Origin of the sequence: Prevotella sp. HCN-7019 (assembly GCF_037890215.1) — a bacterium.
Classification (GTDB): domain Bacteria; phylum Bacteroidota; class Bacteroidia; order Bacteroidales; family Bacteroidaceae; genus Prevotella.
In genome coordinates this window covers 23,570-35,720 of the sequence record NZ_JBBKBO010000009.1, presented here as the reverse complement: position 1 = coordinate 35,720, position 12,151 = coordinate 23,570, and the positions used below count along the sequence as shown (strand labels likewise).

Annotated in this window: 6 protein-coding genes; 2 read left to right on the top strand and 4 right to left on the bottom strand. The window is 41.4% G+C overall.

The features are described 5' to 3' along the window. The first annotated feature begins 22 nt into the window (after positions 1-22). On the top strand, positions 23-331 hold the full coding sequence (locus WKT13_RS11005) for a hypothetical protein (RefSeq protein ID WP_340323914.1): 309 nt from the start codon (positions 23-25) through the stop codon (positions 329-331). Between the two features lie 542 nt (positions 332-873). Here the strand turns inward: WKT13_RS11005 and nifJ are convergent. After that, positions 874-4,452: a pyruvate:ferredoxin (flavodoxin) oxidoreductase gene (gene nifJ / locus WKT13_RS11000; RefSeq protein ID WP_340323913.1), complete on the bottom strand. Its 3,579-nt coding sequence runs from the start codon at positions 4,450-4,452 to the stop codon at positions 874-876. A gap of 35 nt (positions 4,453-4,487) precedes the next feature. Next, positions 4,488-5,675: an ATP-binding protein gene (locus tag WKT13_RS10995; protein WP_340323912.1), complete on the bottom strand. Its 1,188-nt coding sequence runs from the start codon at positions 5,673-5,675 to the stop codon at positions 4,488-4,490. A 706-nt stretch (positions 5,676-6,381) separates the two neighbouring features. On the opposite strand from WKT13_RS10995, the gene WKT13_RS10990 reads away from it, so the two are divergent. After that, complete coding sequence (locus tag WKT13_RS10990; RefSeq protein WP_340323911.1) at positions 6,382-7,488, top strand: hypothetical protein; 1,107 nt, start codon at positions 6,382-6,384, stop codon at positions 7,486-7,488. A gap of 757 nt (positions 7,489-8,245) precedes the next feature. Here the strand turns inward: WKT13_RS10990 and WKT13_RS10985 are convergent. Beyond that, a complete protein-coding gene (locus WKT13_RS10985) occupies positions 8,246-9,904 on the bottom strand; it encodes an MFS transporter (RefSeq protein ID WP_298617413.1) in 1,659 nt (552 codons plus the stop codon). 47 nt (positions 9,905-9,951) lie between these two features. After that, positions 9,952-12,108 carry a S9 family peptidase gene (locus tag WKT13_RS10980; protein ID WP_340323910.1) on the bottom strand — a complete coding sequence of 719 codons (2,157 nt, stop codon included), beginning with the start codon at positions 12,106-12,108 and terminating at the stop codon, positions 9,952-9,954. Positions 12,109-12,151: the final 43 nt, after the last annotated feature.

The window sequence follows — 12,151 nt, the reverse complement described above, 5'->3', positions numbered from 1 at the left end:
TGTATGGATTATAAGTCCTTATATGAACTGTAGAAATGCTGTGTGGATTGGTTCTGTTCATGAAACATCACTGGATGAAAGAAATATTCCGGATAAAGCGGGAGGACGTGAACAGTTACGGAGTGTATGTTCGGATAACAATAAAATTATGCTGCGCAACCGAAAATCCTCACCGCAAGAAGAACGCATGTTTCATGTGCTTTTGCCAGTGCCTCATATCGGTGTTTTTAAAGAAAACTCATGTGGCGTACTTACAGTTTTTCTTGACTTTTTTTTGACAAACGGAAATCGCGAAAGAGGTGTGAGGGAATGTTACATCAGGCAGGACTAAAGACTGTTCCGCCCTTACGGTCTTGCTGTATACCCCGTTGTGGAGTGTCGGTCGGTTGTTCTGGCGTTCCGGTTATGCCCGTTTCAGCCTCTGTTTACGCTTGTATCAGGGTGTGATATTGCGCATATCGGAACATGAAACGGGGCATATCGCATGCTGGAACTGTGTATTTCGTATGATGAAAAAATACGACCTAGATTCAAGTTGTTGGTATACAGCCGTTTGTACGAACCTCTCATTTTCCGCATATTCGTGCCCGACGGAAAGGTCGTGCGCAAATACTCGCTTGTTTGGGGGTAGAACAGAAAACTCAGACTGGAAAAGTGCAGGATACTTAAAATCTGTAACATACTCCTTCGGCTTCACTTTCAGCTGAAGGCAACATTGTTGAAGCGGATTTGATGTATCAGTTTTTTATCGCAGTCAATCCGCACTTAATATCTACAGGGATATATATGTAATGTATATATAAAGGTGATGACAGGATAATAACAAAAAACGTCCGATAATTTATCGGACGTTTTTTTGTTATAAAGGAGAAATCAGATCTTTTCAGACCAGTCTTCCTTTGTCTTGCGAACATAGCTCTGGTAGCGGAGTTTCGCCATACGCTCAGCTTCACTGAAGAGTTCGTCTGCCTCATTTGGATATGCTTTTTGTACAGATAGATAGCGAACCTCTCCAAGAAGGAAGTCGCGGAACTTGCTCCAGTCCGGTTCTTTAGAATCGAGTGAGAACGGATTCTTTCCTTCTTCTGCAAGCTGTGGGTTATAACGCCAGAGATGCCAGTAACCACATTCAACAGCACGGCCTTCTTCTGCCTGTGAACGTCCCATACCACCTTTGATCTTAAGTCCGTGGTTGATACAAGGAGCATATGCAATTACAAGTGATGGACCTGGATAAGCTTCTGCTTCACGTATTGCTTTGATACACTGTGCATTATCAGCACCCATTGCAACTTGTGCAACGTATACATAACCGTAAGATGTTGCAATCATACCAAGATCTTTTTTGCGTATACGTTTTCCTTGTGCGGCAAATTGTGCGATTGCGCCAAGAGGAGTTGCCTTGGATGACTGACCGCCTGTGTTAGAATAAACCTCAGTGTCAAGTACGAGCAGGTTCACATCTTCACCGCTTGCAATTACGTGATCGAGGCCGCCGTAACCGATATCATAAGATGCACCGTCACCACCAATGATCCACTGGCTGCGTTTTACGAGATAGTGCTCAAGTGTTTTCAGTTCTTTGCAAATCGGGCAACCAGCTTCAACACCTTGTGCAATATATGGCTTGATAAGTTCTGCAAGACGTTTTGTCTCATCTGCATTCTCTTTCTTTTCAATCCATTCTTCTGCAAGAGCTTTGAATTCTGCAGGTACGTTTTCCTGAGCGATAACGTCTTTGAACAACATAGAGACGCGCTCTTTCATTTTCTTGTTTCCAAGTACCATACCCATTCCGAATTCACAGAAATCCTCGAACAATGAGTTGTCGAATGCAGGACCCTGACCTTTAGCATTTGTACAATAAGGTGTAGAAGGAATAGATGCTGAATATATAGAAGAACATCCTGTCGCGTTGGCTATCATTTCACGGTCTCCAAAGAGCTGGGATACGAGTTTGACATAAGGTGTCTCACCACATCCTGAGCAAGCACCGGAGAACTCGAATAATGGTTGTGCGAACTGGGAGTTCTTGACGTTAGACTTGATGTCAACCAAATCCTGCTTAGATGTTACATTCTTTACGAGATAGTTCCAGTCGGCAGCTGCTTTCTTCATATCTTCTGCATCTGGATTGAATGGAACCATTGTGAGTGCTTTTCCAAGTTTCGGATTTCCAGGACATACATCAGCACAGTTGCCACAGCCAAGACAGTCAAGAACAGATGGTTCTATTGCGAAATGCATGCCTGCCATAGCTTTTGGTGCTTTCATTGTTATTGTCGGGATATCAATGCCTTTCAGTTCATCGTCAGTGAGTACGAATGGACGTATTGCTGCATGTGGACAAACGAATGCACATTTGTTACACTGGATACAGTTGTCTGGATTCCATGCCGGAACGAAAGCCTCAACACCACGCTTCTCGTATGCTGCTGTGCCTGTGGCCCATGTACCATCAACAGTGTCGTGTTTGACAAAATCTGAAACCTTAAGCAGGTCACCTGCCTGTGCATTGATCGGCTGTACCAATTCTTTGATGAATGCTGGAGCATCGTTCTCCTTAACGTCATCATCTGCAAGGTCTGCCCATGCAGCATCAACAGTCAACTGTTTGTATTCGTTACCACGATCAACGGCAGCATAGTTCTTATCAACAATATCCTGACCCTTCTTTCCGTATGATTTAACAATGAATTTCTTCATTTGCTCTACAGCAAGATCGATTGGAATAACCTCTGTAATGCGGAAGAATGCACTCTGAAGAATAGTGTTTGTTCTGTTGCCAAGTCCTATTTCCTGGGCAATCTTGGTTGCATTGATGTAGTAAACAGTGATATTGTTCTGTGCGAAATATCTCTTTACTTTATTGGGGATGAAGTTTACGAGTTCATCTCCGTCAAAGATGGTATTCAGAAGGAATGTACCATTCTTGCGGAGTCCGCGTGTAACATCGTACATGTGGAGATAGGCCTGAACATGGCAAGCTACAAAGTTAGGTGTGTTCACCAGATATGTAGAATGTATCGGAGTATCACCGAAACGCAGGTGAGAACATGTGAATCCACCAGACTTCTTTGAGTCATAAGAGAAGTAAGCCTGACAGTGTTTATCTGTGTTATCACCGATGATTTTCACAGAGTTCTTATTTGCACCTACAGTACCATCAGCTCCCAAACCGTAGAACTTGGCTTCGAACATTCCGTCACCACCCATTGGTATTTCTTCTACTTCTGGCAGAGAGGTAAATGTAACGTCATCAACGATACCGACAGTGAAGTGATTCTTTGGTGTATCCAGTTTCAAGTTATTGAATACCGAGATTATCTTAGCCGGTGTTGTGTCGCTGGAACCGAGACCGTAGCGTCCGCCAACGATAACCGGACGATCTTCAACATCATAGAATGCGCTCTTTACATCAAGATAGAGTGGTTCGCCTTCTGCGCCAGGTTCTTTGGTACGATCGAGTACGGCAATCTTTTTAGCTGTCTTAGGTACAGCAGCAAGCAGGTGTTTCACGCTGAACGGACGATAGAGGTGAACGCTCACCATACCTACCTTTTCTCCATTCTTATTCAAATAATCTATTGCTTCGCGTGCGGCCTCTGTTGCAGAGCCCATGAGAATGATTACTCGGTCGGCCTCTTTGTCTCCATAATAAGAGAAGAGGTGATATTCACGTCCTGTAATCTTGCTTATCTCGCCAAGATAGTGTTCTACTACTTCCGGAACATTATCGTAAGCTTTATTGCAAGCTTCACGGTGTGTGAAGAATGTTTCCGGGTTTTCTGCGGTACCACGTGTCACCGGACGTTCTGGAGAAAGTGCGCGATCGCGGAAACGCTTGATGTCTTCTGGATCAACAAGTTTTGCGATTTCGTCCTGATCAATAACTTCGATCTTATGATATTCATGTGATGTACGGAAACCGTCGAAGAAGTTGATGAATGGAATGTCTGTTTTGAGTGTTGCCAGATGAGGAACGGCAGACAAATCCATAACTTCTTGTACAGAACCAGAGCAGAACATTGCAAATCCTGTCTGACGACAAGCCATTACATCCTGATGATCGCCGAAGATACACAGTGAGTGTGAAGCCAATGTACGTGCGGAAACATTGAACACACATGGCAACATTTCACCGGCAATTTTGTACATATTGGGAATCATGAGCAGCAATCCCTGCGAAGCAGTGAATGTGGTTGTGAGTGCACCGGCCTGCAATGATCCGTGCACAGCACCTGCGGCACCACCTTCAGACTGCATTTCCTGTACGCTTACTGTTTGTCCCCAGAGGTTCTTACGGCCTCTTGCGGCCCATTCGTCCACATGTTCTGCCATGGGTGACGACGGAGTGATGGGATAGATGGCAGCTACTTCACTGAACATATAGCTCACGTGAGCAGCAGCTTCGTTTCCATCACATGTGATAAACTTTTTCTCTTTAGCCATTTTGTTTTATAGATAAAATGTTAATGTATATTTAATTAGTACAGGAAACCAAACAGCCATAATGGTATCTGGTTTTCTTTTCCAATTTCTGTGTTATATCTTGCGTAGATTATATTCGACTTATAACGTATTCTGCTGTCGTTTGATGCGTCGCATACTCTGAATTTCTGGTTGTCGTCTATGTGATATACCTGCTCCTTGCTACTTTGGTTCACTTTATGGCTTTTCCATAATGAGTTTACAAAGAATGTTTCCATCAGATCCTGCATTTCTGTTTTTATAGGATATATGGCATGCATGAGGTTTGTGTTGTAGATCATAACTTTTGCCGGTTTTTGTGGAAACATGCCTCCCGGAGGATATATTATATTTATTAGTCTTGCATCAGCCAGATATTTGATATAGTTCATAACTGTTGCACGACTTGTTTCTATTTCGTTTGCCAAATTGCTTATATTTGGCGATTTCGGTCCTTCCATAGCCAACAGATAGAACAATTTTTTAATCTTTGTGAGGTATTTCAGTTCTATTTGTTTGATCAGCAGAATATCAACTTCGGTCATCATGTTCATTGTTTTGAGCAAATTTTCCGAGTAGTTGCGGTGTTCTAGAAAGAATGGATAGAAACCGTGGTGTATATAGTCCGGAAAGAATTTCATCGGACTTACTTGTGAGAGAATCGATTTTCCAATCTGTTCGTGATTGTTGATAATGTCTTCTAGGGTGTATGTCGGCAGGTTAAGGCCTGTCATTAGATTTATGAACTCTCTAAAAGAGAAACCTCGTAGATTGTAACTTTTAACAATGCCGTTGAGTTCTGGGTTCTCTTCCTTCAGTCTCATCACGCTTGAGCCGGTGAATACAATTTTTAATCCGGGATAGTTGTCATAACATTTGCGCAGTTCATGACTCCAGTCAGGCTGTTTGAATACCTGATCTATCAGTAGAACTCTTCCCCCCCCGCGATAGAAATCTCCTGCAAAATCGGATATTCCACGACTTTGGAAATAGAAGTTGTTCATATTGACGTACAGACACTGACGGTCTTTAGTGTCAAAGTTCTCCTTTGCATACTGTAGCAGGAATGTTGTCTTTCCAACACCACGCGTTCCCTTGATGCCTATCATACGATCGTTCCAGTTAATCTCGTCCATAAGTGAACGGCGTACTGGAGCGTTGGTATGTTCGATGAGATATGCGTGTGTTTTGAAGAATGCTTCCATTTAGCAGTTTTTATTGTTTTTTCATATTGTCAGATAATGTCTGTATTTTGAATAGGCGAAGCTACATCAATGTTTACGGACGTGTGAAAATGTGGCTTTTTGTCCATCACATTGATATCCCCCGTATCGTTCGCATTATCTTTGCAAAGGTAATATTAATTTCTATAATTTGCAAACTCAATATTACAAATTATATCAAATTTTACTTATTATTTATTATTTGTCTTTTCTGTATTGGACAGTTTGTATATACATGTCTGTAAGTTGCACATATTGAAATATTTGCGCATTACCGTTAGTCTTGTAAGACATTATGGTAATTGTTTCTTTTCTAACAGATTCCAATGGTTTTCTTATTTTGTTATTTATTTTTGACGTTTATAGCAGTTCAACATTCGAATGAATATCTCTATTATAAACTTTTACGAATTGGTTTATAGATGTTTATTTATGTTATATGTATAAATTTACACGGAATTTGTCGATTATCGATGCTGTATTTTTCTGCCATAAAAAAATGCATTAACTTTGTAGCTGATAATGGTATCCGACATGATGTAGTGGGCTGGGCGGACAAGGATATATATTTCACGTCTTTTCAGGATGACTTTCAGGCTGAAACACTATTTGCATGTAGATTGTCTGTTAGGATGATTTGGATAATGTATTGGTATCATTTTTATTATTATAAGCATTGTATTAATTTATGAGATTACATATTTTTAATCCCGAACACGATACGGTAATGGCCTATGGTAATGGAATGTTCACGTCACCTCATGCAGCGCGTGAGCTACGGCGCGATCTTGGATTCATTGCGGCGCTTTGGGCTGAAGATGGTGATTTTGTACTAGTGGATGATATAGAGGCTGCGCTTGAGTCGGTGAGACATGTCAGGAAGTACTCGTCAGATGTGATATTTGTTACTTCTGCAGATCTTCGGAATATTCGTTATGACGAGATACCCAATTTCTCAATAGAGCCGTGGGGATGGGACGACGTTCTCAAAAGACAACTTGTAAGTGCAGCTCCAGATTTGTTGCGATATATTCCAGACGCTGTTACAATTGAACGTATACGCAGTATGAGCAACCGTAGGTTTGCATCTGAAAAATTGCTACCATGGTTTTGTGATGCAGACGAGTCATTTGTGGGAAAAAGTCGTTATTGTACTACGATGGAGGAAATGAATGACGAACTTGCTTGTAATGGTCGTAGTGTCCTCAAGGCACCTTGGAGTAGTAGTGGACGGGGAGTGAGATATGTTAACGGGCAGGCTGAAATGCCTCTTTCAGGATGGTGTCGTAATGTGATTTCTCGCCAAGGGGGTATAATGGTTGAACCGTTTTATAATAAAGTAATGGATTTTGGTATGGAGTTTTGTGTTAATGATAGGGGACGGTCCGAGTATTGTGGCTTATCCTTGTTCCGTACCGTAAATGGTTCATATACAGGTAATATACTTGCAACGGAGAAGGAAAAACGCAGAATGATAGGACGTTATGTAAGTGTTGAGATGATAGACCGTCTTGCCGTTTTGGTGTCAGAACGCATGGACTGTGTGGCTGGTGAATATTATAAAGGACCTTTTGGAGTAGACATGATGGTTGTGGCTGACAACAGTGGAACTGGATTTAAGGTGCATCCGTGTGTTGAGCTGAATTTGCGACGTACGATGGGACATGTTGCCCTTAGTATATCTCCTGGTGAACATGAGGCTCAGAAGTTGATGCGTATATTTTATAGTGGCAAATACAGATTGCGCGTTGTTTGTACAAATGAGAATTTGCTTAATACAAGTCTTGCTGTGTAAATATAGCGAACTTGATTATTATGAATAATGCATATTTGCGGTAGAGTAACAGACGGTTGGCTGTATAAGTCTTACGTCTGTTTTTCGTTTATGGCAGTGATACTATTATGCGATGACATTTTATCTCCAGCAGAATTAACATTCGCATTGGATTTAGTTGTTATGTTAATAAGCTAAAATTGTATCTGTTGTTATTTTTATACCATATAAATATTTGATTTTTTATGGATAAGCTTCATCTGATGGAAGCTGAGATGAAATTTTAAATAAAATAATTCTGTATGATTATCAACGGTTTATAGAAATTGAGATTTTGATGGTTATAAGTTGATTTTGCCGAACAGCCCGTTTTGCATTGTGATATGCGCTTTATTGCAAGATGATAATGGCTATATTGTTCAGTAAAATTCCGTTTTTTGTAGCTTGAAAACGGCTTTATCGTCTTGTATTACGGGCTTTTTGTGTGTAGTAATTAAATTTTTATGCTTGTAGATATTCGAAACATGATAATTTCTTTCCTTAAATAGGAATGTAAAATGTTAAATTCTTTATTCTATTTAATTTAAAATTTAATCAGATGTATATCTTGTTTGTATTAGATGTAATTGAATATATGAGTTTAACACAGTATGTGAGTCTACTGATATAATAAAAATACACCGCTGGCAGTTTTATTGTCAGCGGCGTATTTGTTGTTTGATATATGCTATGTCTATAGCATCTTGGGTATTTATTTTTTATACAAGATGCTTTGGAATCAGTCTTTGATGTTTGGTTCTTCAAGTCCGAGTCCCTTCTTCTTGTCTACTGCTTTGAGTACGAAACCGAGTATGAGAGCTGCTACACCAAGGCATGCAAGCATAACAAGAGGTGCTGTGTAGTCGTATGACACAGCGGCCTGTTCGGGTGTTATTACTCCATTCTTCAAGTCTTCTACCAGTTGTGGATTGGTTTTGTCAAGTACTTTTCCGATGAGGAGTGGGAACAGCCACAATCCGATGTTCTGTATCCAGAATATCAGTGCATATGCACTACCTATGATTTTTGCGTCTACCAGTTTGGGGACACTCGGCCAAAGTGAAGCTGGAACGAGCGAGAAGCTTGCGCCGAGAACAAGTATTGTGAGGTATGCTATGATTATACCACCGGAGGTGTTGCCTTTAAATGCCGGAAGAATGAATGCAAATGTGAGGTGGCAGATGATGAGGAGCACAGAGCCCATTACAAGCATACTTGCAGCCTTTCCCTTATGGTCTACGTAGTTGCCAAGAATAGGAGTGATACCAACTGCGAGAAGCGGGAATACTGCAAATACTGTTTCGGCGCTTTGACGCATATAGCCCATGTAGCAGAATACGACAAGTGCTATGACTGCAGTTATGAGATATATTGCTCTGAGTGACTTCTTTTTTGCAAAGTTGCTTGCAAATGCGGCGGCTGCTACAACGAGCATGATGCAATATTGTATTATAGTTACTGTATTGGTGGCCCAAAACGAATCTGGAGAAAGTTTAGTGAATGTAAGGTTGCACTGCAACATGTTTACTGCATACTTTTGGAATGGGAATATGGCTGAATAGTAAAGTACGCAGAGCAGTGCTACAAGCCAGAAACCTCCACTTGAAAGTATTTTTCCAAGATCACTTATTTTGAAAGGATCGTCTTTTTCTTCTGCCTCTCCAGTCTGTGCGTCGAGCTTCTTATCCATAAAGAAGTATACAATAAACATGATGAGGGCGATGAGCAGCAGAACCACTCCAAAGGCAACTGAACGTGAAACGTCTATGTCACCTCCCAGCTTAGCAAATACAGGAGAGAATATCATACATGTGGCTACACCTAGACGTGCAAGAGCCATTTCAGAACCCATGGCAAGGGCCATCTCACGACCTTTGAACCATTTTACGATTCCACGAGAAACTGTGATTCCTGCCATTTCGACACCGCAACCGAAAATCATGAATCCGATAGCAGCAAATTTTGCTGATGCCGGCATGCCTTCATAAAAAGGAGAAATGCCGAGTTCGTCGAATCCGGGGATGTAGTTAAGATTGTTGTTGAACCATGTCTCGAGATTGCTGCCCATGAATTGTTCGGTTACGGCGTACCAGTTGATGGTCGCACCTACAAGCATTACAAATCCGGAAAGTACTGCAGTGAAGCGTACTCCCATCTTGTCAAGAATGATTCCTGCGAAGATTAGAAAGAATACGAATACGTTTAGGAATGTTTCTGAACCTTGCATGGTGCCGAACGCGGTTGAGTCCCAGCCGCGTGTTGACTGCATAAGGTCTTTGATAGGCGAGAGAATGTCCATGAAAATGTATGAACAGAACATGGCAAAAGCCAAGAACAACAGTACCGTCCATCGTGCGGCTGCTGAGTCTCTCAGAGTTTTCTTAATTGTTTCAGTCATTTTTTGTTATTTTATTTTTATTGTTTACATTTGTTGTTTTCTTATTTTTATTTCTTCAGCCAACGGTCAAGCCAGTTGAAAAATGTGCGCTGCCACAGTATTCCGTTCTGTGGCTTTAGTACCCAGTGATTCTCGTCTGGGAAAATAAGTAGTTCTGCAGGAATACCTTTCATACGTGCTGCGTTGAATGCCCCGAAGCCCTGGTTGGCATTTATACGGTAGTCTTTCTCGCCATGTATGCACAGTATTGGGGTATCCCATTTATCAACAAATCGGTGGGGACTGTTTTCATATGTGCGCTTTGCATTTTCGCTGAGATCTTTGTTCCAGTATGCATCCTCGTATTCCCAATTTGAGAACCATGCTTCTTCTGTGTCTGTATACATTGACTCAAGGTTGAATGCACCGTCATGTGCAATGAAACATTTAAAACGCTTGTCGTGATGGCCTGCGAGATAGTACACACTGAATCCTCCGAAGCTGGCACCTACTGCGCCAAGACGATTTTTGTCAACATATGAAAAATTGGTTGTTGCGTAGTCGATAGCACTTAGATAGTCTTTCATGCACTGACCGGTCCAGTCTCCGCTTATCTTTTCATTCCACTCAGAACCGAATCCTGGCAGACCGCGTCGGTTGGGAGCTATGATTACATAGCCGTGTGCGGCCATTATCTGGAAGTTCCATCTGTAACTCCAGAACTGGCTTACCGGACTTTGTGGACCACCTTCGCAATAGAGCAGAGTAGGGTATTTATTTGTTTCATCGAAGTGAGGTGGCAGAATAATCCAGCATAGCATGTCTTTACCGTCAGTGGTTTTTATCCATTGTTTTCTTACTTCACCCATTTGCAACTGATCATATATGTGTTTGTTTTCGTATGTCAGCTGTATTATGTTTGTTTTCTTTATGTTTTTGCCTGGATTGATAATGTATATCTCGTCAGCCTGTGACATGCTGTGCCGTGTGGCAAGAAGTGTATTGCCATCGTTGGCAAGAGATATCGAACCGAAATCGGCTATGTCATCTGTCAGCTGCATTACTTTACCGTCAAGGTCCGTCTGATATAGATTTATACATGCATGCCAACATCCTGTGAAATATAGTTTCTTCGAGTCTGTGGTCCAGCAATAACTGTCAACGTTAGAATCAAAGGATTCGGTGACGTATTTTTTTGTTTTATCAGCAATGTTGTAGATACATAGGCGGTTACGGTCACTCTCATAGCCGTCGCGTGCCATACTTTGCCATGCTATATATTTCCCATCTGGAGAAAATGTCGGGTTTACATCATAACCGAGGTTGTAGTCGCCGTTTTGTTTGTTTATTGCCTGATTTTTCATAGATTTTGTAGGGTCGACGTCTATTGGACAATAATTTTCAGGCTTGCATATATTGGTTGTCTTACCAGTGTTTATGTCATAAAGATATATATCCGAGTCAGTAGAAATTGCGTATGCTAGGCCTTCTTTTTTGCGGCATGTATAAGCAATAGTTTTTGAGTCAGGACTCCAGTTGAGCTGTTCTACGCCTCCAAAAGGTGCTAACGGGCATTCGTATGGCTCGCCTTCCATAATGTCGGTGCCTTCGTCAATTCCATCTATGTTCACTTTTGCTAGGAATGGATGCGGAATTGATTCAACATAATGATCCCAGTGTCGGTAATTCAGGTCTGTGACAAGTCTTCCTGTTGCCAGTGGCAGATCATCTGGATTTTTCTTGATGCTTCCGTTGTAAGCTATCGATTTGATAAGTATTACACTTTTCTCATCTGGTGAGAATTTGTATCCTTCAATATCAATAGATGATTTTGTGAGCTGCTTGCAATCACTTCCATCTATTGCCATTGACCATACCTGGCCATCTTGTAGGAATGCTATACGTTTGCCGTTGGCTATCCAAGTGGCATCGCTTTGACTTTTTCCTGTTGGTGTGAGCTTCTTCTGATTTTTACCATCCCTGCTTATGGTATAGATTACTTGACGACTTTTGTTTTCCTTAACACTGTAATATCCTACCTGATAAACGATTGTTTTTCCATCCGGTGAGGCTTCAGCGCCTCCGATTCGTCCCATTGCCCAAAGTGCTTCTGGGGTCATCAGGTCATTTTCTAATTTTATATCACTTTTGTCAATCATTGTTTGTGCCTGTATTCCGCTGCATGTCATTAATGCTGAAATGGCTATTGTTGCAAATCCGTTCATGTTATTTGTATTTAATAAAAGCAGATTATGTTGAATCAGGACG